This window comes from Nonomuraea sp. NPDC049504 (assembly GCF_040676845.1).
Lineage (GTDB): Bacteria > Actinomycetota > Actinomycetes > Streptosporangiales > Streptosporangiaceae > Nonomuraea > Nonomuraea salmonea.
On the sequence record NZ_JBFAPT010000004.1, the window covers coordinates 421,729 to 447,154 of the forward strand.

The window sequence follows — 25,426 nt, forward strand, 5'->3', positions numbered from 1 at the left end:
CGTGCCCATCTCCCCTGCGACGGTCCGTTCATCGTCGCTCAAGCACTATCAGCGTTCCGCGTGGTCGGCGGGTGACTACACCTCCGTCGCCGGCACCACCACGATCGCCAGCGAGCTGTTGATCGAGCACCTCGACGTACGGCCGGGCGAGCGCGTGCTCGACGCCGCCTGCGGCAGCGGCAACGCCACCATCGCCTGCGCGCGGCGCTTCGCCGACGTCACCGGGCTGGACTTCTCCGCCTCGATGCTGGAGGACGCGCGGCGGCGGATGGAGGCTGAGCGGGTGTCCGCGCGGCTCATCGAGGCCGACGTCGAGAACATCCCGCTGCCCGACGGGGACTTCGACGTCGTCGTCTCCGCCTTCGGCGCCATGTTCGCGCCCGACCAGAAGCGCACCGCGGCCGAGCTGCTGCGGGTCTGCCGTCCCGGCGGCCGGATCGGCCTGGCGTCCTGGACGGCCACCGGGTCCCTGGGTGGCCTGTTCGAGATCATGTCCCGCTACATCCCGCCCACCCCCGGCACGCCGCAGCCCACCGGCTGGGGCGACCCCGACCGGCTGCGCGAGCTGTTCGGCGACGGGATCGCCGGCATCAGGACGGCCCGCAGGGACTTCGTCTTCCGCTACCGCTCCCCCGAGCACTGGCTGGAGCACTTCAAGACCAACTTCGGGCCCACCAGCATGGTCTTCTCCGTGCTGCCGCCACGTCAGGCGGCGGCGCTGGAGCGGGACCTGATCGAGATGTGGGCTCCGTGGAACAGGGCCACCGACGGCGCGCTGATCGCGCCCGTCGAGTACCTGGAGGCCATCCTGGTCAAGCAGCCCTGAGGCGAGTAGGAGAGGCCGGCCGCACGTCGCGGCCGGCCTCTCGTCGTGCCTGCCGGTTCCCCGTGATGTCAGCCGGCCTCGGCGATGGGGGTGAGCGGGGCTCCGAAGGAGCCGAGCAGGGCCTCGATGGCGGGCAGGCAGGTGCCGCAACCGGTCCCCGCGTGGGTCTCCCTGCCGATGGCCGCCGCCGTGTCGGCGCCCGCCAGCCACGCGGTCCTGATCCGTTCCTTGGAGACGGCGTTGCAGTGGCAGACCGTCGCGGCGCCCGGCAGCCGGGCCGGATCGTGCGCCGGTTCGCGAGCGGCCAGCTCGGGGAAGAGCAGGCTCTCCGGCCCGGCGGGCAGGGGGGCCTGCCGGTCGTACAGCTGAGTGAGCGTGCCCGCCGCGTCGCCGCGGCCCAGCAGGATCGCGCCGGCGAGCCGGTCGTCACGGATGACCAGCTTCCTGTAGACCCCGGCGGCGGGATGGCTGAAGGTGACGGTCTCGCCGTCCGCGTGCACGTCGCCCAGCGAGGCCACCTCCAGGCCGGGCGCCTTGAGCCTGGTGACCAGCCGCGACCCGCGATAACGGTCCGGCTCGCCCGCGAGGTGCGCGGCGAGCACGGCTGCCTGCTCCCAGCAGGGCCCGACCAGGCCGTAGACGACGCCGCGGTGCTGGGCGCACTCGCCGATGGCGTACACGTGCGGGTCCTCGGTGCGCAGCAGGTCGTCCACCACGACGCCACGCTCGACGGCCAGGCCCGACTCGCGGGCGAGCGACGTGACGGGACGCACCCCGCAGGAGGCGACCACCAGGTCGGCCGCGATCGGCGTGCCGTCGCTGAGCACCACCCCCTCGGGCTCGACCGCCGCGACGCTGACGCCGACGCGGACGGTGATGCCGAGGCCGGCCAGCGTCGTCGCGAGGATGTCGCCTCCGTGGGCGTCGAGCTGGCGTTCCATGAGGTGGCCCGCGAGGTGCACGACGGTCACCCCGACGCCGCGTACCGCGAGCGCGCGTGCCGCCTCGATGCCGAGCAGGCCGCCGCCGATCACCACGGCGTGGCGCGCGGTGCGGGCGCCGGCGACGATACGGTCGCAGTCGTCCAGCGTGCGGAACGGCAGGGCGCGTTCGATGCCGGGCACGGGCGGCACGAGCGGCTCGCTGCCGGTGGCGAGGACGCAGACGTCGTAAGGGGTGCGGCCGCCGTCCTCGGCGACGACCTGCCGCGCCGCCCGGTCGATCGCGGTGACCCGCACGCCCGCGCGCACCTCGACGTCGCCGGGCAGCGGAGTCGCGAGCTGGCTCGCGCGGGTGGCGCCGGCGAGCACGCCGGACAGCAGCACCCTGTTGTACGGCAGGCGCGGCTCCGCCCCGAACAGGGTGATGTCCGCGCCCCGCAGCCGTGCGTCACTGACCAGCCGGGCGCCGGCCATGCCGCCGCCTATCACTACCACTCTCACGGACGGCCTCCACGCGTACGGCGCACACCTTCAGCTCCGGCATGCGCGACAGGGGATCCAAAGCCGGATTCGTCAGGAAATTGGCTCCCGGCCAGTGGAAGGGCATGAACACCGTGTCGCGACGGACGCCGGCGCTGATCCTGGCGGGCACGACGACGCTGCCCCGCCTGCTGCTCACGCGGACGGCGTCGCCCTGCGCCACGGACAGCCGGGCCGCCAGCTCGGGGTGCAGCTCGACGAACGGCCCTGGGACGGCACGGTCGAGGTCACGGACCCGGCGGGTCTGCGCGCCGCTCTGGTAGTGCTGCAGCACCCGTCCGGTGGTCAGGTAGACCGGGTAGTCGGCGCAGACGTCCTCGGCGGGCGGGCGGAACCCGACGGGCACGAAGCGCGCCCTGCCGTCCTCCGTGGCGAAGCGGTCGAGGAACAACCGGGGCCCGCCCCAGAAGCCGCCGGTGTCGTAGTCGATGGGCGTGTAGTCGACGGGGCCGCCGGCACTGGCCCGCCGGAGCTCGGCGAAGACGCGCCGGGGGTCGGGGGTGAAGTCGCCAGGGGCGTCCAGCCGCCGCGCGAGCTCGTGCATGACCTCCAGGTCCGAGCGCACGTCCGGCGGCGGTACGGTCGCCCGGCGGCGGCGGACGACCCTGCCCTCCAGGGTCGTCATGGTGCCGTCCTCCTCCGCCCATTGGGTGACGGGCAGCACCACGTCGGCCATGCGGGCGGTCTCGGACGGGACGACGTCGCACACCAGCAGGAAGTCGAGGGCGCGCAGCCGTTCCCGTACGCGGGCCGTCTCCGGCGCGGAGACCGCCGGGTTGGAGCCGAACACCAGCAGCGCCCGCGGCCCGTCCTCGGTGCCCAGCGACTGGAGAAGCTCGTACGCCGACCGCCCGGGTCCCGGCAGGTCCTCGGGGCGCACTCCCCAGACGCGGGCGACGTGCGCGCGGGCCTCGGGGTCGCGGATGTCGCGGCAGCCGGGCAGCTGGTCGGCCTTCTGCCCGTGCTCGCGCCCGCCCTGGCCGTTGCCCTGCCCGGTGAGCGTGCCGAAGCCGGAGCCGGGACGGCCGGGCAACCCGAGTGCGAGCGCCAGGTTGACGAAGGCCGTCACCGTGTCCACGCCCTTGGCGTGCTGCTCCGAGCCGCGCGCGGTGAGCACGACGGCGGGCCGCCGCGCGAGCGCGCGTACCGACTCGCGCAGCAGCCGCACCGGCACCCCGGTGATGCGCTCGGCCCGCTCGGGCCAGTACGCGTTGGACTCCGCGACCGCCGCGGCGAATCCGCGGGTCCGGTCGGCGATGTAGCCGGCGTCGATGAGGTCGTCGGCGACCGCGATGTGCAGCAGCCCCAGCGCCAGCGCGAGATCCGTGCCGGGGGTGAGCTGCAGGTGCACGTCCGCGAGCCGGGCGGTGGCCGTCGCCCGCGGATCCACCACGATCAGCCGCTTCGCACCGCGCAGCCGGCGGACGAGGGGCGGCATGGTCTCGGCCGGGTTGGCCCCGGCCAGCAGCACCGTCTCCGCCCGCGCGAGGTCGTCGGCGGGGAACGGCAGGCCGCGATCGGCGCCGAAGGCGCGCCGCACCGCGACGGCCGCCGACGACATGCAGAAGCGCCCGTTGTAGTCGATCTGGCTGGTACGCAGCGCGACCCGGGCGAACTTGCCCAGCAGGTACGCCTTCTCGTTGGTCAGCCCGCCCCCGCCGAACACGGCCACGCCGTCAGGCCCGTGGGCGTCCTGGATCTCCCGGATGCGCGTGACGGCCAGATCGAGCGCCTCGTCCCACGTCGCCGCCCGGCCGCCCACCAGGGGCGTGGTCAGCCGGTCGGGCGCGCGCAGGACCTCGGCCGCCGTCCAGCCCTTCTGGCACAGGCTCTCGGCCGAGATCAGCCCGCCGGCCGAGACGTCCATGCCGCACTGGAGGGCGCAATAGGGGCAGTGCGTCCTCGTCATACCCGCGCCTCGGCCAGGCTGGGCCGCCACCACAGCAGCACCGTGCGCAGGTAGCACCACCACGTCACCCCGCAGCAGGCGAGGTAGAACAGCACGAACGCGGCCAGCGCCGCGCCCGCGCCGCCGAAGGCCGCGTACGACTCGCCGAACGCCCGGTTGATGAAGAAGCCGCCCAGCGCGCCGACGGCCGACACCAGGCCGAGCGCTGATGAGGTCGCCCGCCTGCCGCCCTCCACGCTGCCTTCGACCGCGGTGAAGATGGCCGGGATCATCCGGTACGTGGAGCCGTTGCCCGCTCCCGACGCGACGAACAGCAGCATGAACGCCGCGAAGAACGCCAGGAACGCGCCGGAGGCGAGCGCGGCCCACACCGCCAGCGCGCCGGCGCCCATGACGGCGAAGGTCCAGAAGGTCACCTTCGCGCCGCCGTACCGGTCGGACAGCCAGCCGCCGAGCGGCCTGGCCAGCGACCCGGCCAGCGGGCCCGCGAAGGCCGGCGCGCCGACGGCGACGTACGGGAACTCGTTGCTCATCAGCAGCGGGAAGGCGGTCGCGTAGCCCATGAACGAGCCGAACGTGCCGATGTAGAGGAACGACATGATCCACATCTGCGGGTGGCGCACCACCCGGAACTGCTCGCGCACGCTCGCCCTGGCCGAGGCCAGGTTGTCCATCCCCCACCAGGCGGCGAACGCCGCGACCAGCAGCAGCGGCACCCAGACCCACCCGGCCGCGGCCACCCCGTAGGCGGCGACCACCGCGGGGATGAGCACCTGGACGGAGCTGACCCCGATGTTGCCTCCCGCCGCGTTGAGTCCCAGGGCGACGCCCTGCTTGCCGGCGGGGAAGAAGTTCGTGATGTTGGCCATGCTGGAGGCGAAGTTCCCGCCGCCGAGCCCGGCCGTCGCCGCGATCACCACGAACATCCAGTACGGCGTCCCGGGGTCGCGTACCGCCACCGCGAGCAGCAGGGCGGGCACCAGCAGCAGCAACGCGCTCAGGACGGTGAAGTTCGCGCCGCCCATCCGCGCGGGCAGGAACGTGTAGGGGATCCGCAGCACGGCGCCCACCAGATTGGGCAACGCCACCAGCCAGAACAGCTGGTTCACCGAGAGATCGCGGCCGCCGAGCTCCAGAGTGACCACACTCCAGACCGTCCACACGGCGAATCCCAGATGTTCCACGACTATCGACAGCACGAGATTGCGCCAGGCGACTTTCCGGCCCACCGCCCGCCAATAAGCCGCGTCCTCGAGTCGTAAATCGTCGATACCGCGACGCCGGGAAAGACGAATCACCATGTTTTCTATAATGAGGCAGATCGCGGGCGCGAAAACAATCACAGACACAAAGGATGGTCGTGGTGATAGAATCCCCCGTCGCGCTTATCCCCCATCATCAGCTCTTGATCTTCCTGTTGCAAGGCTGCGCGTTGTTAGTGGCGGCCCGGTTGCTCGGCGCGCTGGCCAGGTCCGTCGGGATTCCCGCGATCGTGGGCGAATTGACGGCGGGCGTGCTGCTCGGACCGACCGTGCTCGGCAATGCGGCACCCGAATTCTTCGCGTGGTTGTTTCCGCGCGATCCCGCCCAGTTCCACCTGCTCGACGTCGTGGCCCAGCTCGGCGTGCTCCTGCTGGTCGCGCTGACCGGCGCCGAGCTGGACGCCGGCGTGCTGCGCAGCCGCCGCCGCGCGGTCGTCGCCGTCAGCGTCGCGGGGATGCTCGTGCCGCTCGGCCTGGGCGTCGCGACGGGGTTCCTGATGCCGGCCTGGCTGCGGCCCGACAGCGCGGATCCGCTGGTGTTCGCGCTGTTCCTGGGCGTGGTGACGGGCGTGAGCGCGCTGCCGGTCATCGCGAAGACGCTGATGGACCTCGGCCTGCTCGGGCACCGCGTCGGCCAGCTGATCATCGCATCAGGCGTGCTGCAGGACGTCGCCGGCTGGCTGCTGCTCATGGTCGTCACGGCGCTGGCGACCTCCGGCCTGTCGGGGGGCGGCTGGGCCGTGTCGCTCGCCGCCCTGCCCGTGCTGGCGTGCGTGCTGCTCGTCGGCAGGCCGCTGGCCCGCTGGACGGTCCGTACCGCGCCGAGCTCCGGGGTCACCGCGATCGTCGCCATGACGCTGGTGGGGGCGGCGACGGCGCACGCCATGGGGCTGGAGCCGGTCTTCGGCGCGCTGCTCGCGGGCCTCGCCATCGGCTCCGTACGCGCGCACGTCGGCCAGGCGCTGGCCGTGGTGCGTACGTGGGTGATGTCAGTGCTCGCGCCGCTGTTCTTCGCCACGGTGGGCCTGCGCATGGACCTGACGGCGCTGGCCGAGCCCGCGATCCTGGCCGTGTCGGCGGCGGTGCTCTGCGTCGGCGTGACGGGCAAGTTCGCCGGCGCCTGGATCGGGGGCGCCTGCTCCGGCATGGACCGCTGGGAGCGCCTGGCGGTGGGCGCCGGAATCAACGCCCGCGGCGTGGTCGAGGTCATCATCGCGACGGTCGGCCTGCGCCTCGGAATTCTCGACGCCACCATGTACACGGTCATCGTGCTGTTCGCCATCGTCACGTCATTGGCCGCCCCGCCGATCCTGCGATTCGCCACCCGCAGGATGCCCGCGGGCGAAATGGCGGTGTCCCGCCGGCGAGACCTCGTCGTTGACTGAATGGCCCTCCCGAGTATCGTCGTGGCCACATGAATTTGTTTCCCCGTGGAGCTGCTCATGAAATTCGGGATTGGCATCGGCCGCACTTTGTCGGCCTATCAGGCGGCTAATGTCGCGACGCTTGCTGACGAACTTGGATACGAGCACTGCACCTTCATCGAGTCGCAGAACCTGTGTCGCGACTCGACCGTCATGATGGCGCTCGCAGCCGAGCGCACGACGCGCATCAAGCTCGGCCACGCGGTCACCAATCCGTATATCCGGCATCCCGCCGTATTGGCCAACACCATTGCCACGATCGACGAGCTGTCCGGCGGCCGTGCCTTTCTCGGCATCGGCGCGGGCGGCAGCGCGGTCGCCATGGTGGGCCGCAGCGCGCGCCCGCTGGGCGAGCTGCGTGACATGGTCTCCTTCTTCCGCTCGTTCGTCGCGGGTGAGGAGGCGACCTGGCACGAGGCGCCGATGCGGTCGGGATGGTCGCGCAGGGACATCCCCGTCGTGCTGGGCACCCACGGCGCGCGCAGTTGCCGGCTGGCGGGAAGCATCGCCGACGGCGTGTTCCTGCCGGGCCTCGACCCGCGCATCGCCGCGTGGAAGCGGGAGCGGGTGGCCGAGGGCGCCGCGCAGGCCGGCCGGACGCCGGCCGACCTGCAGCTGTGGAGCAGGGGCGCGGTGTTCGTCCATGAGGACGTGGACTACGCCAGGGAGTTCGTCCGCTCCTACGCCGCCACCTCGGCCTTCTTCCTGTGGCGCTCGGCGGTCAGCCGCCCTGAGCCGGTGAACCGCCTGCTCGCCTCCGCGCTGCCCGCGGGCGTGGTGGAGGAGATGGCCAAGCTGGCCGAGCGCTACCAGTGGGAGCAGCACGAGGCCAAGGGCGCGGCACACGCCCGCGACCTGTCCAGCGAGCTCATCGACTGCTTCGCGATCTACGGCCCGCCTGAGCGCTGCGTGGAGCGCTTGGCCGCCCTGGCCGACGTCGGCGTGGACGCGGTGTCGTTCACCCTGTACGGCGTCCCGGACAAGGCCGACATGATCACCCGCATCATCCACGACGTGGCCGGTCAGCTCCGCTGACGACCGGTCGGCTCCGCCGACGATTCGGAAGGAATGCGCCAATGCCGTTCATCACGGTGCTCATGCTCAGCGGCAAGGATCTCGACCAGCGCCGCAGATTCGCAGAAGAGGTCACCAAGTCGGCCGAGGCGACGCTGGGCGCCAGGCCCGAAGAGGTGCGCGTCCGGTTCGTGGAGATGACACGCAGCGATTTCGCCCGCGCCGGACGACTGATGTGTGACGAGGTGTGAGGAACATGGGTGTGGCTACGCTGACCGGCACGAGGGCCCGGGCGTCGGCCCGGCAGTCCCGGTTGTGGTACTTGCAGCATCTGCACGACGCCGTCGCCCCCTTCACCACGGGCGACGCGGTGATCGTCGAAGGCCCGCCGCGCGAGGAACGGCTGCGCGCCGCGATCGCCCAGCTCCATCTGCGGCACGCGGAGTTGCGCTCCGGTTTCGCCCCCTCCGACGGAGTGATCCGCAGGGTGCCGGCCGACCAGCCGCCCGCCGTGGTCGTGGAGGAAGGCGAGGAGTCCGCCGTCGCACGGTGGGCGGCGCAGGCGGCCAGGATCCCCTTTGACATCGCGGGCGGCCCGCTGTGGAGAGTGCGCGTCCTGTCGTTGCCGGACGAGCGGCACGTGGTGCTGCTCGTCGCCCACCATCTGATCGCCGACGACTTCCGGGTCCGTGACCTGCTGGACGAGCTGCTCACCTGCTATGACGGCGGCTCGCCAGGTCCTTGCGCCGACCCGGTGCCGGCGCGGGAGTCGGATGACGCCGTCGAGGCGGCGGCCCGCCGGCTGCACGGCGCGCCCACCGGCCTCGAACTGCCGGCGGACCGGCTGCGCCCGCCCGTGCTGAGCTACCGGGGCGGCCGGGCCCGCGCCGACGTCGAGGCGGCCGTGCTGGAGCGGGCCGGCGGCGAGGATGCGCTGCTCGGGGCGTTCGCGGTGCTCGCCCACCGCTACACCGGGTCCGAGGAGGTCGTCGTCGCGGTGCAGGACCCGGCGGTGACCGTCGAGGGCGCGGTCAACCCGCTGCCCGTGCGCATCGACCTGACCGGCGACCCCGTCTTCGCCACCGTGCTGCGGCGGGTGCGCGACGCCGTCGAGGAGGCGCGCGTCCACGGCGCCGTGCCGTTCGAAGCGGTGATCGGCCGCGTGGAGCGCGAGCACGACCCCAGCCGACGGCCGCTGTGCCAGCTCGCCTACTCGACGTCGCGGTCGTCGCGGCCGCGGCACCGCGCGGTGGAGGTGGACACGGGCGTCGCCCTGTTCGACCTCGCCCTGTCCGCCCGGCCGCACGAGCACGGCGCGTCCCTGACCCTCGGCTACGACGCCGACCTGTTCACGGCCGAGACCGTGCGGCGCTTCGGGGCCAACCTGGTCACGCTGCTGACGAGCGTCGCGGAGCACCCCGAGGTGCCGATCTCCCGGCAGCGGATCCTGACCGGCGAGGAGAGCGCGCTGATCGCCCGGCACCAGGACGGCGGCCCCGTCGCGGGTGACGCGCCGGTGCACCGGCTCATCGCCGAGCAGGCCGCGCGCCGCCCCGACGCGTGGGCGCTGATCTCCGAGTCCGCGCGGCTGACCTTCGCCGAGCTGAACGGCCGGGCCAACAGGATCGCCCACCACCTGCGCGACCTCGGCGTGCGCCGCCAGACCCCGGTGGGCGTGTGCCTGCCCAGGTCGGCCGAGATGGTCGTGGCCGTGCTCGGCGTGCTCAAGGCGGGCGGCGCGGCCGTCCTGCTCGATCCCGCGCAGCCCGCGCGGCGGCTGGCGATGATGCTGGACGACTCCAGGCCGCTCGCCGTGCTCACCGCCGAGGACCAGCTCGGCAAGGTGCCGGGCACGTACGCCGGGCACATCTGGTGCCTCGACCGCGACGGCGACCTGCTGAACCGGTCGTCCGCCGCCGACCCCGACGAGTGGGCGCACCCGCTGTCGGTCTGCCAGATCGCCTACACGTCCGGCTCGACCGGCGAGCCGCGCGGCGTGGCGTTCAACCACGCGGCGGTGGTCAGGGGCGCGATGGGCACCCGGCGGTGCTACCGGCTGAGCGAGGCCGACCGGGGCACGTGGATCTCGGCGCCCGGGTTCGGCATCTCGTTCGTCAACGAGCTGTGGCCGTTCCTGACCGCGGGCGCGGCGGTGCACATCGCCGGCGAGCTGACCGTGAGCACGCCGTTCCGGCTGCGGGACTGGCTGGTGGACAACGGGATCACGGTGTCGCTGGTGACCAAGGCGCTGGCCGAGCGGCTGTGCGCGGTCGACTGGCCGGAGGAGGTGGCGCTGCGGACGCTGCTGGTGTCCGGTGAGCGGACCGGCTGGCTGTCGTCCACGGTGCCGTTCGAGGTGGCCGTCATCTACGGCTCGACCGAGACCACGAACGCCACGACCTGCCTGAACGAGACGGCGGGCACCCGCATCACGCCCAGGCGGATCCCCGAGGAGGAGCGGTGGTCGATCTCGTCGCCCATCGGGCTGCCGGTGCCGGGCGCGCGCGTGTACGTGCTGGACGCCAACCTGCAGGTCGTCCCCATGGGCGTGCCCGGCCAGATCCACGTGGGCGGCGAGCTGCTGCAGAGCGGCTACGTCAACCGGCCGGGCCTGACCGCCGCCAAGTGGCTGCCCGACCCGTACGCGGGCCGTGCCGGCGCCCGCATGGTGGCCAGCGGCGACATCGGCCGCATGCTGCCCGACGGCTCGATCGAGATCCTCGGCCGGGTGGACGATCAGATCAGCCTCAACGGCTACCGCGTCGAGCCCGGCGAGGTGGCCGCGCGCCTGCTCGAACATCCGGCGGTGCGGCACGCCGCGGTCGTCGTGCGCGAGGACGAGCCGGGCGAGCGGCGGCTGGTCGCGTACGTGGTGCCGGAGGTCAACCGCCGGGTGCACAAGTCGGAGCTGCTCGAACTGCTGCGCGAGCAGCTGCCCGGCTACATGGTGCCGGGGGCGTGCGAGCTGATCGACGCGCTGCCGACGCTGCCCAACGGCAAGCTCGACAAGAGCCGCCTGCCCGCGCCCGACCGGGGTGGCCGCTCGGTCACCTACGAGGAGCCCGCCACCGAGGTGGAGCGGGAGCTGGCCGAGATCTGGCGCTCGGTGCTGCGCACCGACACCGTGGGCGCCGACGACAACTACTTCGAGCTGGGCGGCGACTCGCTGACCGGCATGGAGCTGATGGCCGCGATCAGCGCCGCCTTCGGCGTCGAGCTCGCGCTGTCCGTCCTGTTCGAGGCGCCCACCGTCCGGGAGATGAGCCGGGCGATCGAGCGGGAGCGCGACGGTGACGGGGCCCGCGCCGCGGACAAGGACGCGCTGCCGGTGATCCGCACCGACCCGGCCGCCCGGTACGAGCCCTTCCCGCTCACCGACATCCAGCACGCGTACTGGATCGGCCGGCTGACCGGCATGGAGCTCGGCGACGTCGGCTGCCACGGCTACCAGGAGTGGGACGTCGCCGACCTCGACGTCGAGCGCCTGCGTGAGGCCATCGACCGGCTGGTGCGCAGGCACGACATGCTGCGCGCGGTCGTGACCGGCGACGGCCGCCAGCGGGTGCTGCCCGAGGTGCCGCCGTACGAGGTGGAGGTGACCGACCTGCGCGGGGCCGGCGCGTCCGAGCGCGCGGCCGCGCTGGCCGAGATCCGCGAGCGGCTCTCCCACGAGGTGCTGGCTGCCGACCGGTGGCCGCTGTTCGGCGTGCGGGTGACCCGGGTGGACGAGGTCGTCTCCCGCGTGCACATCAGCTTCGACCTGCTGATCTTCGACGCCAGGAGCGCCCGCGTCTTCACGCAGGAGCTGTCCAGGCTCTACCGGGATCCCGGCGTGCCGCTGCCGCCGATCGAGCTGTCGTTCCGCGACTACGTGCTGGCGGAACGCGCCGCGCGGGAGAGCTCCCCGCTCTACCGGGCCGCCCGCGAGTACTGGGAGGGCAGGCTGGCCGAGCTGCCGCACGCGCCCGAGCTGCCCTACCTGCGCAGCCTCGGTTCGGTCGAGAACCCCAGGTTCGAGCGGCACGCGGGCCGCGTCGAGCCCGACGTGTGGCTGCGGCTGCGGCACGCGGCGGCCGGCGCCGGCATCACCCCGTCGGCGCTGCTGCTCGCCGCCTTCGCGGAGATCCTCGCCACCTGGAGCTCGGGGCCGCGGTTCACCGTCAACATGACGCTGTTCAACAGGCCGCCGCTGCATCCGCAGCTCAACGACCTGCTGGGCGACTTCACCTCCGGTCTGCTGCACGCGGTCGACCATCGCGGCGCCGACTTCGCCGCCCGCGCCCGCGACGTGCAGGAACGGCTCTGGCAGGACCTGGAGCACCGGCACGTCGGCAGCGTGCAGGTGCTGCGGGAGCTGGGCAGGCGGCAGGGCGGCGCGCCCAGGGCCGCCATGCCGGTCGTGTTCTCCAGCCTGGTCGGGGTGCCCCGCATGGACTGGGGCAACATCGGCCGCTACGTCTTCGGCGTCACGCAGACCCCGCAGGTCGCGCTCGACCACCAGGTGATGGAGGTGGACGGCGGGCTGGACTACTGCTGGGACGCGGTGGCCGAGCTGTTCCCTGCCGGGCTGATCGGCGACATGGCCGAGGCGTACGGCCGGCTGCTGCGCCGCCTCGCCGACTCCCCCGAGGCGTGGCGGGAGCCCAGCCCGGTCACGCTCCCGCAGTCCACCGTCGAGCGCCGCGCCGCGGTGAACGCCACCACGGCGAAGGTGACGGCGGAGCTGCTGCACGAGCCGTTCCTGCGGCAGGCCGCGCGGACGCCCGACGCCGCCGCGGTCATCGACGAGCGGGTGATCACGTACCGGGAGCTCGCCGACGCGTCGTCGGCACTGGCCGCCCGCGTGATCGACGCGGGCGGCGGGCCCGAGCGGCTGGTCGCGGTGCTCATGCGCAAGGGCTGGGAGCAGATCGCGGCCGTGCTCGGCGTGCTGCGGGCCGGCGCCGCCTACCTGCCGGTCGATCCCGACCTGCCGGCCGAGCGCATCGCGTACCTGCTCGAGAACGGCCAGGCCGACATCGTGCTCACCCAGGAGGGCATGGACCTCCCGTCGGCCGCCAAGGTGATCGACAAGGTCATCACGGTGCCCGGCGACCCCGCCGCGCTGCGGCCGGCGGCGGTGCCCGAGTGCCCCGCCACGCCCGACTCCCTGGCGTACGTCATCTACACCTCCGGCTCCACCGGCAGGCCGAAGGGCGTGATGATCGAGCACAGGGCGGCGTGGAACACGATCGCCGACATCAACGAGCGGGTCGGCCTCGGGCCAGGCGACCGCGTGCTCGCGCTCTCCTCGCTCAGCTTCGACCTGTCGGTCTGGGACGTCTTCGGGCTGCTCGCCGTCGGCGGCGCCCTGGTCGTGCCGCCGGTCTCGGCGAGCCCGGACCCGCGCGCCTGGGCCGGCCTGGTGGCCCGCGAACGCGTCACGACCTGGAACTCGGTGCCCGCGTTGTGGCAGATCCTCGCCGACTACCTGCACGGGCGCGGCGAGCGGGTCGCCCCGAGCCTGCGCACGGTGATGCTCAGCGGCGACTGGATCCCGCTCACCACGTACGAGCACCTGACCGAGGTCTCTCCCGGCACCCGGCTGATCAGCCTGGGCGGCGCGACCGAGGCCGCCATCTGGTCCATCGCGCACGACGTCGGCCCCGGCACGCCGGACTGGCCCAGCGTGCCGTACGGCAGGCCGCTGCGTAACCAGCGCTGGCACGTCCTGGACGACCGGCTGGAGCCCTGCCCCGACTGGGTCACCGGAGCGTTGTTCATCGCCGGTGACGGGCTGGCCCGCGGCTACTGGGCGCGGCCCGAGCTGACCGCCGAGCGGTTCATCACGCACCCGCGGACCGGCGAGCGGCTCTACCGGACCGGCGACCTGGGCCGCTACCGCCCGTCGGGCGACCTGGAGCTGCTGGGACGCGAGGACTTCCAGGTGAAGATCCTCGGCCACCGCATCGAGCTGGGCGAGATCGAGACGGCGCTGGCCGCCCACCCGCAGGTCGCCGCGTGCTGCGTGGTGGCCGTGGGCGAGCGTACGGCGAAGCGGCTGATCGCCCACCTGGTGCCGGAGCCGGGCGCCGAGCCCGATCCCGCCGAGATCAGGGAGTTCCTGGCCGGCAAGCTGGTGCGCGACGTCGTGCCGACGCACTACAACGTCCTCACCGAGTTGCCGCTGACCTCCAACGGCAAGGTGGACAGGCCCGCCCTGGCCGCGCTCGGCGCACCCGAGCGCAGACGCTCAGGCGGGGGCGGGCCCGCGTCACCCGCCGAGGCGGCGCTGGCCGGCATCGCGGCGGAGATCCTCGGCGTCGACGAGCTCGGCCCCGAGGAGGACTTCTTCGCCGCGGGCGGCGACTCGCTGCGGGCCATCGCGTTCATCAACGAGGCCGCGAACGCGGGCTACGACATCCCCGTCGAGTCCTTCTTCCAGTTCCCGACCATTCGCGCCGCCGCGGCCGCGGGGCCGGTCGTGGTGGACATGAGAGGAGAGTCGGCGTGAGCGTACACGCCCTGATCGAGGAGCAGGCCAGGCGCGGCCCGCACCGGCCCGCCGTGGTGTCCGGCTCCACGGTGCTCGACTACGGCCGGCTCAACGGCCGCGCCAACCAGGCGGCCCGCCTGCTCAGGAAGCTGGGGGTGAGCGCCGACGAGCCCGTGGGCACCTGCCTGTCCCGCTCGCCCGACGCGGTGGTGTCCGCGCTGGCCATCGTCAAGGCCGGCGCGGCGCCCGTCCTGCTCGACCCGGCGGCGCCCCTGGAGCGCACGGTCGCCCAGATCCGCGCCTGCCGCGTCAAGGTGCTGGTCACCTCCACGGTGAACGGCGACGTCGCGGCGCGGCTCCAGTCCGCGGTGGCGGAGCTGGGGATGCGGGTCGTACGGCTGGACGCCGACCGGGAGCAGATCGACGAGCTGCCCGCCGACGACCTCACGGACGTGCGCGTCACCCCCGACAGCGCCGCGCACGTCGTCCACACCTCCGGCTCCGTCTCCACCCCCAAGGCGGTGGTGGCCAGGCACGAGACCGTCAGCGAGTGCGTGGCGCTGGCCCGCGAGGAGTTCGGCTTCTCCGACGAGGACCGGGTGGCCTGGTGCTCCTCGCCCGGGTTCGGCGTGTCGCTGGTCAACGAGTTGTGGCCGGCGCTGGCATCGGGCGCCGCCGTGCACATCCCGGACGCCGAGACGCTGCTGGTGCCGCAGCGGCTGCAGGAGTGGATCCGGCGGTCGCGGATCACCGTGGTGCACCTGGTGGGGACGCTCGCCGTACCGCTGTGCGAGCTGAGCTGGCCCGCGGACACCCCGCTGCGGCTGCTGCTCACCACAGGCGAGCGGTTCCGGCTCGGGCCCGACGCGGCGCCGCCGTTCGCGATCGCCGTCACCTACGGCTCCACCGAGACCACCCACATCACCGGGCGGACCGGCCCCCGCGAGACGGTCGGCCGCCCGCTCGGCGGCGCCGCCGTCCATCTGCTGGACGAGGCGGGCCGCCCGGTGCCCGACGGCGAGGTCGGCGAGGTGCACGTCGGCGGACGGCGCCTGGCGCGGGGCTACCTGGACGACCCCGCGCTGACCGCGGCCAGGTTCCTGCCCGACCCGTTCTCCGGCGAGCCGGGCGCCCGCATGTACCGTACGGGCGACCTCGGCAGGTTCGACGCCGAGGGTGAGCTGGTCCTGGTCGGACGGGTGGACCGGCAGGTCAAGATCCGGGGCGTCACCGTCAACCTGGACGAGGTGGAGGCGGTCGTCGCCGCGCACGCGGGCGAGGCGGCCGTGGTGACCGCCGGGGACGAGCCACGGATCGTCGCCTACCTCGCCGATGTCGCGGGCTCCGGCGTGACCGCCCTGCACAGGGCGCTGGCCGCGCGGCTCCCGCGTACCCACATCCCCGCCGAGTTCGTGCTGCTCGACCGGCTGCCCCGCACCGTCACCGGCAAGGTGGACAGGGCTGCGCTGCCCGCGCCGCGCCGCTCCTCCTCCCCTGCGGACGCGCCGCAGGAGCACGGCGACCTCGCCGCTCTCTGGCGCGAACTGCTCGAACGCGACCGCGTCGGCATCGACGACGACTTCTTCGAGCTGGGCGGCCACTCACTGCTCGCGGCCCGCATGGTCATGGAGATCCAGGAGCGGCACGGCGTCAAGGTCGACCTCACGGCCTTCTACGAGCGGCCCACCATCCGCGCGCTGTCCGGCCTGCTGGCCGCCGCCGACCAACCGGACAACGTGCTGGTCCGGGTGAGCGGTCCGGAACGGCCGCTCGTCCGGCTGGTGTGCTTCCCCTACGCGGGCGGCGGCGTCAACGCCTACTCCACGTGGGGCGAGCTGCTGCCGCCCCACGTCGAGCTGGTCTGCGCGCAGCCGCCGGGCCGCGGGCCCCGGCTGACCGAGCGGCCGCTGGAGTGGGTGGCCGAGCTGGTGGCCGGGCTGGGACCGCGGCTGGCGGCCGACCCGCATCCGCGTACGTTCCTGTTCGGGCACAGCCTGGGCGCGATCGTGGCCTTCGAGGTGGCGCGCTGGCTGCGCAGGAACGGGCACCCCGAGCCCGCCGGGCTGCTGGTCGCCGGTTCCGCCTCCCCCCAGACGCCGATCACGGCGCGCGTCCACCTGCTGCCCGACGACGACCTGCTCGCGCACGTCGGCACGCTGGGCGGCACCGACCGGCGCCTGGTCGACGACGAACGGCTCCGCCCCGTGCTGCTGCCGGCCCTGCGCGCCGACTTCACCATGCACGAGACCTACCGTTACACGCCGGACGAACCCCTGGACTGCCCCGTCACCGCGTTCGCGGGCAGCCACGACGACGACGCGCCGGTCGAGGACGTGCTGGGCTGGCGGGAACAGACCGGCGGCACGTTCCGGCTGGAGGTGCTGGACGGCGGCCACTTCTTCATCGCGTCGGAGCGGGAGCGCCTGCTGGCGCTGATCGGCGACGCGCTCGCCGTGGAAGCGGAGCCGGTGACATGAGGATCGCATCGGGACACACGTCGATCGACGTCGCCTCCACCGGCACCGGGCCCGCGATCCTGCTGGTGCACGGGACGGGCGACGACAAGACCTGCTGGCGGCAGGTGGTTCCGCTGCTCGCCGGCCGCCACCGCGTCCACGTCATGGACCGGCGCGGCAGGGGCGGCAGCGGCGACGCGGGCGGGTACGCCATCGAGGCGGAGGCCGGCGACATCGTGACCGTGCTCGACCACCTCGGCCCCGCGACGCTGGTCGGGCACTCGTACGGCGCGATCTGCGCGCTGGAGGCGGCCTCCCGCGCACCTTCCTCGGTCACCGGGCTGGTGCTGTACGAGCCGCCCGTCCCCGTCCCCGGCACGCCCGACTTCTCGGGCGTGGCGGCCAGAGTCGCCGGCCTGTGCGCCCAGGGTCTCAGGGAGGAGGCGCTCTGCGTCTTCCTGGTCGAGGTGACCGGGCTGGATCCGGGGCTCGTCCGGCTGCTCAGGCGCGTACCGGGGTTCGCCGAACGGGCGGCGGTCGCCGACACCGTCGCCCGCGAGATCGACGCCACCCACCGCTACGTCCTCGACCGCGCGCGGCTGGCCGCGCTGGACGTGCCCACCCTGCTGCTCAAGGGCGACAGGAGCGCGCCCGGCCTGCACGACGCCGTCGCGATGATCGCGGAGCTCGTGCCGCGCGCGGTCACCGAGGTGCTGCCCGGGCAGGCGCACCGGGCCATGGAAGGAGCGCCCGCCCTGCTGGCGGACGCCATCGACACCTTTGCTGGGAGGTACTCACATGAAGCGCACACCCGTTGACCCGTGGGAGTGGAACATCAAGTTCGGTTTCCACCAGGGCGAGGTCGTCGAGGGGCACCGCAGGATCCTCGTGTGCGCGGGCCAGACCGCGCTGGACGAGAACGGCGAGGTCGTCCAGCCCGGTGACATGGCCGCCCAGATCGGGCTTGCCCTGGACAACGTGGAGGCCGTCCTGCACGAGGCCGGCATGCGGCTGTCGGACGTCGTCAGGCTGAACCAGTACACCACCGACATGGAGCTGTACCTGCAGCACGTGGGCGTGATGGGCAAGCGGCTCGAGGCCGCCGGCATCGCCCCGCCCGGGACCCTGCTGCAGGTCTCCGGGCTGGCCTTCCCCGGTCTGGTGGTGGAGCTGGAAGCCACCGCGGTGGCATGAGCGTCCATGAGACGGTCGTGCCCCGCCCTGGCACGGCCCTGGAGCGCCTGACCGCCGCGGACGACGACCTGTGGCGGCGCGGGCTGCTGTCGCTGGTCGTGAGCAGGGACGACACACCCGTCCTCACCCTGCACCCGCACGCCGCCCCGCCGCCGCGCCCGTCGCACGGCGGGACCGGCCGCCCGGTCTCGGAGCTCACGGTGCTGCGCCGGGTGGGCGAGCAGTACGCGCTGGAGTCGGCCCGTGCCTGGTGCTCGGTACGCGTGGAGCAGCCCGACGAGCTGCCCGCCCTGCTCACGGGGAAGGGCGACCTGTGCCACTACCTCGACTGGGCCTGCCTGACCGCCGACGAGAGCGAGTCGGCGCAGTTGTCGCTGGCCCAGTGGACGCCGCACGAGCTGGCCTTCCACCAGCAGACGCGTGTCCCCGGCGTCCACCGGGACGCCGGCTTCGGCCGCTCCCACTGGGGGGCGCGGTTCGCCGCGCTGCCGGCGCGCCACGAGCGCTTCAGCGGCGAGGGGATCGAGCTGGCCAAGCCGGACCTCGCCGAGCTGCGGCGCTCGGACCCGACCGTCACGGCCGTGCTGGAGCAGCGGCGGAGCATCCGCGAGCACGACGACGGTCATCCGCTCACCGCCGCGCAGCTCGGGCACTTCCTGTTCCGCTGCGCGCGCAACCGGTGGCTCGTGCAGCGGAACGGGTCCGAGTATCTGAGCAGGCCGTACCCGGCGGGCGGCTCGGCGTACGAGCTGGAGATCTACCCCGTGGTGCGGAACGTCGCGGGGCTCGATCCAGGCCTGTACCACTACGACCCGCAGGACCACATGCTCAGGCGGGCCGGTGAGCGCACCGGCGAGCTGCTCGCCCACGCCGCCGTCGTCGCGGGCACCGAGCGGCAGCCGCAGGTCCTGCTGGTCATCGCGGCCCGGTTCGGCCGGGTCATGCGCACTTACCGGGGCATGTCGTACGCCCTGATTCTCAAGCACGTCGGCGTGGTCCAGCAGGTCATGTACACCGTGGCCACGGCCATGGGACTGGCGGTCTGCGCACTGGGCGACGGCGACGCCACGGCCTTCGCCGACGCCACGGGCCTGGATCCGATGAGCGAGGCCAGCGTGGGCGAGCTCGTCCTGGGGAGCAGGCCGGCTCGTACGAACGCGGGAGGAGTCTGATGTCCACCACCATGGTGACCAGCCACGGCCGCTGTGCCGTGCTGGAGGAGCCCCGGGGGCCCAGCGGCATCCGCATGCACAAGCGCGCCGTGCCCGACCCGCCTCCTGGGAAGGTGAACGTACGGCTGCGGGCCTCCGGGCTGAACCATCTCGACCTGTGGGTGGTGAACGGCGCCCAGCGGGTCAGGACGCCGCGCGTCATCGCCGCCGACGGCGCGGGCGAGGTCGTGGCCAGCGCCGCGGAGGGCTGGTCGGCGGGTGACGAGGTGGTGCTGTACCCGGTGGCGGCCTGCTGGACCTGCGCCGACTGCAAGGCGGGCCGCCACATCTACTGCAGCGGCTTCGCCGTCCTCGGCGAGCACGCGGACGGCAACGCCTGCGAGGTGGTGCAACTGCCCGCGCGCAACCTCGTCCGCAAGCCCGCGGCCCTGTCCTGGGCCGAGGCCGGCGCCCTGCCGCTGGCCTTCCTCACCGCCTGGCGGATGCTGGTCTCGCGGGGCCGGCTGTCCGCCGGCGAGACGCTGCTGGTGGTGGGGGCCGGCGGAGCGGTCGGTACGGCGTCGGTGCTGATCGGCGCGCACCTCGGCGCTCGGGTCCTGGCCACCACCCGCGACCTGGGCAAGGCCGATGAGCTGCGGGCGCTCGGCGCGGCCGACGTCTTCTCCTCCGACGGGTTCTCCAAGAAGGTCGTCGACCGTACCGACGGTGACGGCGCCCACGTCGTGATCGACCATGTCGGAGCGGCGACGTTCGACGAGTCGCTGCGCTCGGCGACGGTCGGCGGCCGGGTGGTGACCTGCGGCGCCACGACCGGGGTGAGCGTGCCGCTGAACCTGCCGCGGGTCTTCGTACGCCAGCTGGAGATCCTGGGCTCGACCACGGGGACGCTGGCGGAGTTCGAGGACCTGGTCGCCGCCACGGAGGCGGGTTTGCGGCCGGCCATCGCGCGTGAATTCGGACTTGACGAAATTCGGGAAGCCCTGGCGTATATGGAATCGTCCAGCAATATTGGCAAGGTAATTCTGCGGCAATAGTGGCGCGTTGTGATGGTTCGTCATAGGCGTATCCAGCCGGCCGTTCGTGATGCCGCGGGAAATTGTCGGACCCACCGCCTACTGTCACCCGTACGTGATCCCTCATTCGACAGGAGGAAGTCTCATGACGGCCCCCCAGCAGACGGGCCCGGTGCTGAGGCACAGTCCGTGGCTCGCGCTGATCACCATCGCGCTCGGCTATTTCATGAACGTGCTCGACAGCACGGTGGTGAACGTCGGAATTCCGCACATCATGACCGATCTGGGCGCCGCGATGGGTCACATGCTCTGGGTGGTCAACGGATACCTGCTGCCCTACGCGATGCTGCTGCTCGTCGCGGGCAGACTGGGCGACCTGCTCGGGCACCGGGCCGTGTTCGTCTTCGGGCTCGGCGTGTTCGTGGTGGCCTCGCTGCTGTGCAGCCTGGCCACCGCGCCCGAGCAGCTCATCGCGGCCCGGGTGCTGCAGGGCATCGGCGCCGGCATGGCCGCGCCCCAGGCGCTCGCGATCACCGCGGCGGTCTTCCCGCCGCAGCGCAGGGGCATGGCCTTCGGCGTGCTGGCCTCGATCATCGGCACCGCCGCGGCCATCGGGCCGTTCCTCGGCGGGCTCATCACCCACGTGCTCGACTGGCGCTGGATCTTCCTGATGAACCTGCCGATCGGTGTGGCCGGGCTGGTCTGCACCTTCATCTTCGTGCCGAAGACCCGCCTGGGCGGCCGGCCTCGGCTGGCGCTCCTGCCCGTCGTCCTGGCCACCGCCGGCCTTCTCGGGGTGCTTTACACGCTGATCGACGGTCCGCGCGTCAACTGGGGCGTGATCGCCGCCGGTGTGCCCATTGGTGTCGTGTTTCTCCTCGGGCTGGTGATTTTTGCCGGTTTCGTCTATTGGGAATGGTCGCGCAGTGACGGATTGCTGCCGCGCGCGCTGTTCGCCAACAGAAACTACGGCTTGATGGCATGGGCCTCCTGGGCCACCTATTTCTGCATTTTCGGCACGCAACTCGCCATGACCCTCTATCTGCAGGCGGTCCTGCACATCAGCGCGCTTGAAGCGGGTCTGGTGCTGTCGCCGATGTGGCTGGCGTCCTCACTGGTGGCTCCGCTCAGTGGCGCGCTGATGCAGCGCGTTCAACCGCGCTGGATCCTCGTCGGCGGCTTCGCGGCCTTCTTCCTCGGCACCGTTCTCACCGCGCTCCTGGTCAGCCCCGAGGCGCCGTGGGGCGTGTTCGTCGTGACCCTGCTCGTCGCGGGCGCCGGCGCCGGCTTCACCTTCGCCCCGCTCACGACCGTGGCGATGGGCGAGGTGCCGCCGCAGGAAGTGGGCGGCGCCTCGGGGACGCTGGAGATGGCCCGCATGCTCGGCAGCGCCGTGGCCACGGCTGTGGTGGGCGCCGTCCTGGGCGGCACCGCCGCCTCCTCCCTCGCCACGCTGTCCGCCGACTCCCGCAACGCCCTGCTGGTCACCGCCCTCGGGGTCGCCGCCGCCATCGTCACCACCCTGTTCCTCAAGAACGGCGGCCTCCCCGGTGCGGCCCCTGACACGCAGGAGCAGCACGACGACACCCCCGAGTCCGCCGCCCCAGCAGGCCGCCCCATCAAGCCCTGAGGCATGTGCCCCGCCGGGGTTTCCGCCCCGGCGGGCGCTTGTTTCCGGCCCCTGATCGCCGGCGTCGCCGTCCTCACCGCCACTGCCGCCACCCAGACCTGAGTTCGACGACGGCCTCCGCCCCGGCCTCAACTCCGGCGGGCCCGCCCTGCTCATGCCGCCGCACGAGCCTGGACACCGACGACGGCCCCGCTTCTGGTGCTGGCCGTACCTCGGCTCCCGCGCCTACCTCGGCTCTCCGCGCCTGAACGGGTGGTTGCCGCTTAGCGGACATACGTCCGATCCCATGCCACCCGGCCTCCTCACAAGCCTCATCGCCCCCTTGACAGGTGTCGTGCCACGCATCATTCTGAGGCCAACCTGTGCCGACCGCTGTACGGACGAGTGTCCGATAGCGGGGTGCGGGTTCACCCCCTGCACCGCTGAGGAGCCACTTGATGAGCAGCGCCACCGAGGGCGGAAGTGCCCCCACGAGCTCCGACCACTTGACGAAGACCTCCATCGCGATCGGCTTCGCCGTGCTGTGCGCCTCGTACATGCTCAACGCGATGGACCGGCAGATCTTCTACCCCCTCCTGCCCGAGATCAGGAACGAGCTCGGCTTCTCCCTCGAACAGGGCGGGCTCCTCGCCACCGGCTTCACCCTCGGCCTAGCGCTCGCTGGACCGCCTGCCGGATACCTGGCCGATCGGCTCTCCCGTAAGGCGATCGTCGTCGTCAGCGTGCTCGTCTACTCGCTCGGCACCCTCGCCATCCCGCTGGCCGTGGGCTTCGTCGACATGAGCATCTACCGGCTGGTCGTCGGCGTCGGCGAGGGCGTGCAGGCCACCGCCCTGTACGCGGTGATCGGCGCGTTCTTCTTCCACCGCCGCGCGCTGGCCGCCGGCGTCGTCGGCGTGGCCTTCGGCCTGGGCGTCTTCCTTGGCCCGCTCCTCGGCAACGGGCTCGCCGCGGGCTGGGGCACCTGGCGGGCGCCGTTCTTCCTGTTCGCCGCCGCCGGTCTGCTCATGAGCCTGCTCATCGCGGCGACGGTGTCGCGCAGGATGACCGAGGCGGTGACCGGCGCCGCCACGGAGACGGCAGGGGCGACGTACGAGCACGTGCCGGCCTCGCCGTACAACCGCAACACGCTCGGCATCGGCATCGCCTGTGCCGTCTCCGGCCTGGTCTTCTACGGCTACCTCGGCCTCTACCCGACGTTCCTGCGCGAGGCGCTCGCCTTCACGCCCGACCAGGCCGCGTTCGCCGTGTCGATGGGCGGGCTCGGCGCCATGATGGCCCTGCCGGCGGGCTGGCTGGGCGACCGGTACAACCAGGCGCGCCTGCTGATGTTCGCGATGGTCGCCACGGGCGTCACCGCGTACCTCATGTACCAGATCGCCACTTCGGCGCCCGCCCAATATCTGCTGTCGTTCCTGATGGGCACGTTCGCCAGCGGTTTCCTGTTCACCAACTGCAGCACGGCCATGCAGCGAGCCGTCCGCCCGCACCACGTGGGCCGCGGCGCCGGGCTGTTCATCCTCACCTACTACGTCGCCGCCGCCTTCTCGGGGCTGCTGTTCGCCCGCCTGGTGGGGGCGCTCGGCTGGGACGGCGCGGGTCTGTGGCAGCTCACCCTGCTGCCGATCATCGGGATCGCCGGTCTCCTGCTGGTGGACGCGTCCAGGATGGTGCTGCCGAAAGCGGCTCAGCCGGCCAGCCAGAGGTCCGGGCCGAAGACCTCGTAGTTGATGTCGCGGGCGGCCACCCCTGCCTTCAGCAGCTGGGCGCGTACCTCGCGCATGAACGGCAGGGGGCCGCACAGGTAGGCGACCGCGCCGGCGGGGATCTCGACGTCCGTGAGGTTCATCAGGCCGTCGCGGTCGGGGGTGGCGGCGCCCTGTTCGTACCAGAAGATGCGCTCGTCGGCGAGGTTCGCCATGTCCTCGCGGAGCGCGTGGTCGGCGGGTGAGCGATCGGCGTGCAGCATCAGGACGCGGCGGTCCGAGCCGCTGGCGGCCAGGTGCTGGAGCATCGCCACGATCGGGGTGCCGCCGATGCCCGCCGAGGCCAGCACGAGCGGCGCGGCGCCGTCGTCCAGGGTGACGTCGCCGAACGGCGCGGACAAGGTCAGCTCGTCGCCCGCGCGTACGGTGTCGTGCAGCAGCGTCGACACCTCGCCTTCCGGGACGCCCGTCACGCGCTTGACCGTGATCCTGCGCAGGTCGCCCGCGTCGGACAGGGTGTACTGGCGTAGCTGGTGCACGCCGTCGGGCATGCGGACGCGGACGCTGACGTACTGGCCGGGACGCGCGGGCGGAACGGGGGCGCCGTCGAGCGGGCGCAGCAGGAAGGAGACCACGTCCGGCGTCTCCTCCCGGCGGGCCACCACCCGCCACCGCCGCCACGTGTCGCCGTTACGCGCGTGGGACGCGGCGTAGAGCCTGGCCTCCTGGGCGATCAGCGCACCGGCCATCAGCCAGTACACCTCGTCCCAGGCCGCCGCGACCTCCGCGGTGACGGCGTCCCCCAGCACGTGCGCGATCGCGGCGAAGAGGTACTTGTGCACGATCACGTACTGGTCGTCGGTGACGCCCACGGCGGCGTGCTTGTGCGCGATGCGGGTGAGCAACGCGTCGGGACGCTCGTCCGGGTGCTCCAGCAGCCGCGTGGCGAACGCGGCGATGGACCCGGCCAACGCCCTGCGCTGCTCGCCGTTGGCCTGGTTGCCGCGGTTGAACAGGCCGTCGAGCAGCTCCGGCCGATCGGCGAACATCGTCTCGTAGAAACGCGCGGTGATGGCGTCGAGCGAAGCGCCGATGACGGGCAGCGTGGTACGGACGATCGCCGCCGAATCCGCGGACAACATGGAACCCCCCAGAGAGCAGATGGACACGGCCCACGGAAGCGTGCGGGCCGGGATCCAACCTACGAACCAGGACAGGTGCCTTCATCAGGGCGAACGTCCGTATTCGCAGGGCCGAAAGTCCCTAATCGGACCGCCCCGATCAGGTGGCGGGCAGCGCGGCGGCCAGCAGGACGACGCCGAGCGACCCCGCCAGCGAGCCCACCGCCATGACCCGGGCCAGCAGGGGACGGCCCGCGCCGCTCGCCCAGCCGTGCACACCCGCAGCGGCCATGACCGCGCAGAACACCAGGAGCTTGGCGGCCAGGATCCGGCCATAACCGGGCTCGGCGAGCGAGGCCCAGGTGACGCCCTTGTGCCAGGCGATGGCCACGCCGGTGGCCAGCTGCACGGGCAGGAACGCGGCCACGGTGAGCAGGCCGAAACGCCGGCCGACCGCGTTCAGCACCTGGCCGCGCCGCTCGTCGTCCAGCAGGCGGCGGGCCAGCGGCAGCACCACCAGCGACACCGTGAGCTGCCCGCCCACCCAGAGCGCGGCCCCGAGCACGTGCAGGAACCGCACCACCGACCACCACGTCATGACGCGCCCTCCCGGCATACGCAGTGCGACGCCCCGAGCTCTGGCGCTGTTGCCGGGACATCGGGTCGGACCAGGATATGACCACGCTCCGCCGGGCCCCCGGCCGAGGAGGGCACGCCAGCCGGCCGGCTGCCCGGCCGGCTGC

General features: G+C 72.8%; 17 protein-coding genes. 12 read left to right on the plus strand and 5 right to left on the minus strand.

Annotated features, from left to right (window positions below):
* Position 1 precedes the first annotated feature (1 nt).
* Complete coding sequence (locus tag AB0K28_RS10955) at positions 2-826, plus strand: class I SAM-dependent methyltransferase (RefSeq protein WP_364367853.1); 825 nt, start codon at positions 2-4, stop codon at positions 824-826.
* A 68-nt stretch (positions 827-894) separates the two neighbouring features.
* Here AB0K28_RS10955 and AB0K28_RS10960 read toward each other — a convergent pair whose 3' ends face one another.
* The 3 genes from AB0K28_RS10960 to AB0K28_RS10970 are packed head-to-tail and all read right to left on the minus strand — an operon-like array spanning position 895 to position 5,400.
* Positions 895-2,268 (minus strand): FAD-dependent oxidoreductase, encoded by a 1,374-nt coding sequence (locus AB0K28_RS10960; protein ID WP_364367856.1) that lies wholly within the window; start codon positions 2,266-2,268, stop codon positions 895-897.
* Positions 2,216-4,216, minus strand: a complete 2,001-nt coding sequence (locus tag AB0K28_RS10965; protein WP_364367859.1) for a molybdopterin oxidoreductase family protein — start codon at positions 4,214-4,216, stop codon at positions 2,216-2,218. The genes AB0K28_RS10960 and AB0K28_RS10965 overlap by 53 nt, the downstream gene beginning before the upstream one ends.
* Complete coding sequence (locus AB0K28_RS10970) at positions 4,213-5,400, minus strand: MFS transporter (protein ID WP_364367862.1); 1,188 nt, start codon at positions 5,398-5,400, stop codon at positions 4,213-4,215. Before AB0K28_RS10970 ends, AB0K28_RS10965 begins: the two co-directional genes overlap by 4 nt.
* A gap of 221 nt (positions 5,401-5,621) precedes the next feature.
* On the opposite strand from AB0K28_RS10970, the gene AB0K28_RS10975 reads away from it, so the two are divergent.
* The 11 genes from AB0K28_RS10975 (at position 5,622) to AB0K28_RS11025 (ending at position 23,583) form a co-directional block, all read left to right on the plus strand.
* Entirely contained in the window at positions 5,622-6,863 is a 1,242-nt protein-coding gene (locus AB0K28_RS10975; RefSeq protein ID WP_364367865.1) for a cation:proton antiporter, read from the plus strand.
* 57 nt (positions 6,864-6,920) lie between these two features.
* On the plus strand, positions 6,921-7,937 hold the full coding sequence (locus tag AB0K28_RS10980; RefSeq protein WP_345392661.1) for an LLM class flavin-dependent oxidoreductase: 1,017 nt from the start codon (positions 6,921-6,923) through the stop codon (positions 7,935-7,937).
* A gap of 41 nt (positions 7,938-7,978) precedes the next feature.
* Complete coding sequence (locus AB0K28_RS10985; RefSeq protein WP_345392664.1) at positions 7,979-8,167, plus strand: tautomerase family protein; 189 nt, start codon at positions 7,979-7,981, stop codon at positions 8,165-8,167.
* 5 nt (positions 8,168-8,172) lie between these two features.
* On the plus strand, positions 8,173-14,409 hold the full coding sequence (locus AB0K28_RS10990; protein WP_364367869.1) for an amino acid adenylation domain-containing protein: 6,237 nt from the start codon (positions 8,173-8,175) through the stop codon (positions 14,407-14,409).
* Positions 14,406-16,868 carry an AMP-binding protein gene (locus AB0K28_RS10995; RefSeq protein ID WP_364367872.1) on the plus strand — a complete coding sequence of 821 codons (2,463 nt, stop codon included), beginning with the start codon at positions 14,406-14,408 and terminating at the stop codon, positions 16,866-16,868. The genes AB0K28_RS10990 and AB0K28_RS10995 overlap by 4 nt, the downstream gene beginning before the upstream one ends.
* On the plus strand, positions 16,865-17,665 hold the full coding sequence (locus tag AB0K28_RS11000) for an alpha/beta hydrolase (RefSeq protein ID WP_345392676.1): 801 nt from the start codon (positions 16,865-16,867) through the stop codon (positions 17,663-17,665). Before AB0K28_RS10995 ends, AB0K28_RS11000 begins: the two co-directional genes overlap by 4 nt.
* A complete protein-coding gene (locus AB0K28_RS11005) occupies positions 17,646-18,041 on the plus strand; it encodes a RidA family protein (RefSeq protein WP_345392679.1) in 396 nt (131 codons plus the stop codon). The genes AB0K28_RS11000 and AB0K28_RS11005 overlap by 20 nt, the downstream gene beginning before the upstream one ends.
* On the plus strand, positions 18,038-19,213 hold the full coding sequence (locus AB0K28_RS11010; protein WP_364367875.1) for a SagB family peptide dehydrogenase: 1,176 nt from the start codon (positions 18,038-18,040) through the stop codon (positions 19,211-19,213). The genes AB0K28_RS11005 and AB0K28_RS11010 overlap by 4 nt, the downstream gene beginning before the upstream one ends.
* Positions 19,213-20,247, plus strand: a complete 1,035-nt coding sequence (locus AB0K28_RS11015; protein WP_364367878.1) for a zinc-binding dehydrogenase — start codon at positions 19,213-19,215, stop codon at positions 20,245-20,247. Before AB0K28_RS11010 ends, AB0K28_RS11015 begins: the two co-directional genes overlap by 1 nt.
* A 124-nt stretch (positions 20,248-20,371) precedes the next feature.
* Positions 20,372-21,856: a DHA2 family efflux MFS transporter permease subunit gene (locus tag AB0K28_RS11020; protein WP_364367881.1), complete on the plus strand. Its 1,485-nt coding sequence runs from the start codon at positions 20,372-20,374 to the stop codon at positions 21,854-21,856.
* A gap of 437 nt (positions 21,857-22,293) precedes the next feature.
* Positions 22,294-23,583, plus strand: a complete 1,290-nt coding sequence (locus AB0K28_RS11025) for an MFS transporter (RefSeq protein ID WP_364367884.1) — start codon at positions 22,294-22,296, stop codon at positions 23,581-23,583.
* Here AB0K28_RS11025 and AB0K28_RS11030 read toward each other — a convergent pair.
* A complete protein-coding gene (locus AB0K28_RS11030) occupies positions 23,544-24,704 on the minus strand; it encodes a globin domain-containing protein (RefSeq protein ID WP_364367887.1) in 1,161 nt (386 codons plus the stop codon). The two genes, AB0K28_RS11025 and AB0K28_RS11030, sit on opposite strands and share 40 nt — an antisense overlap.
* A 139-nt stretch (positions 24,705-24,843) precedes the next feature.
* Positions 24,844-25,281: a hypothetical protein gene (locus tag AB0K28_RS11035; RefSeq protein ID WP_364367890.1), complete on the minus strand. Its 438-nt coding sequence runs from the start codon at positions 25,279-25,281 to the stop codon at positions 24,844-24,846.
* Positions 25,282-25,426 lie beyond the last annotated feature (145 nt).

What these genes read in the sequence shown, in the direction of transcription:
- AB0K28_RS10965 (WP_364367859.1), bottom strand. Translation starts at nt 4,216, where the DNA reads ATGACGAGGACGCACTGCCCCTATTGCGCCCTCCAGTGCGGCATGGAC.
- AB0K28_RS10980 (WP_345392661.1), top strand. Translation starts at nt 6,921, where the DNA reads ATGAAATTCGGGATTGGCATCGGCCGCACTTTGTCGGCCTATCAGGCG.
- AB0K28_RS10985 (WP_345392664.1), top strand. Translation starts at nt 7,979, where the DNA reads ATGCCGTTCATCACGGTGCTCATGCTCAGCGGCAAGGATCTCGACCAG.
- AB0K28_RS10990 (WP_364367869.1), top strand. Translation starts at nt 8,173, where the DNA reads ATGGGTGTGGCTACGCTGACCGGCACGAGGGCCCGGGCGTCGGCCCGG.
- AB0K28_RS11000 (WP_345392676.1), top strand. Translation starts at nt 16,865, where the DNA reads ATGAGGATCGCATCGGGACACACGTCGATCGACGTCGCCTCCACCGGC.
- AB0K28_RS11005 (WP_345392679.1), top strand. Translation starts at nt 17,646, where the DNA reads ATGAAGCGCACACCCGTTGACCCGTGGGAGTGGAACATCAAGTTCGGT.
- AB0K28_RS11010 (WP_364367875.1), top strand. Translation starts at nt 18,038, where the DNA reads ATGAGCGTCCATGAGACGGTCGTGCCCCGCCCTGGCACGGCCCTGGAG.
- AB0K28_RS11015 (WP_364367878.1), top strand. Translation starts at nt 19,213, where the DNA reads ATGTCCACCACCATGGTGACCAGCCACGGCCGCTGTGCCGTGCTGGAG.
- AB0K28_RS11020 (WP_364367881.1), top strand. Translation starts at nt 20,372, where the DNA reads ATGACGGCCCCCCAGCAGACGGGCCCGGTGCTGAGGCACAGTCCGTGG.
- AB0K28_RS11025 (WP_364367884.1), top strand. Translation starts at nt 22,294, where the DNA reads ATGAGCAGCGCCACCGAGGGCGGAAGTGCCCCCACGAGCTCCGACCAC.
- AB0K28_RS11030 (WP_364367887.1), bottom strand. Translation starts at nt 24,704, where the DNA reads ATGTTGTCCGCGGATTCGGCGGCGATCGTCCGTACCACGCTGCCCGTC.
- AB0K28_RS11035 (WP_364367890.1), bottom strand. Translation starts at nt 25,281, where the DNA reads ATGACGTGGTGGTCGGTGGTGCGGTTCCTGCACGTGCTCGGGGCCGCG.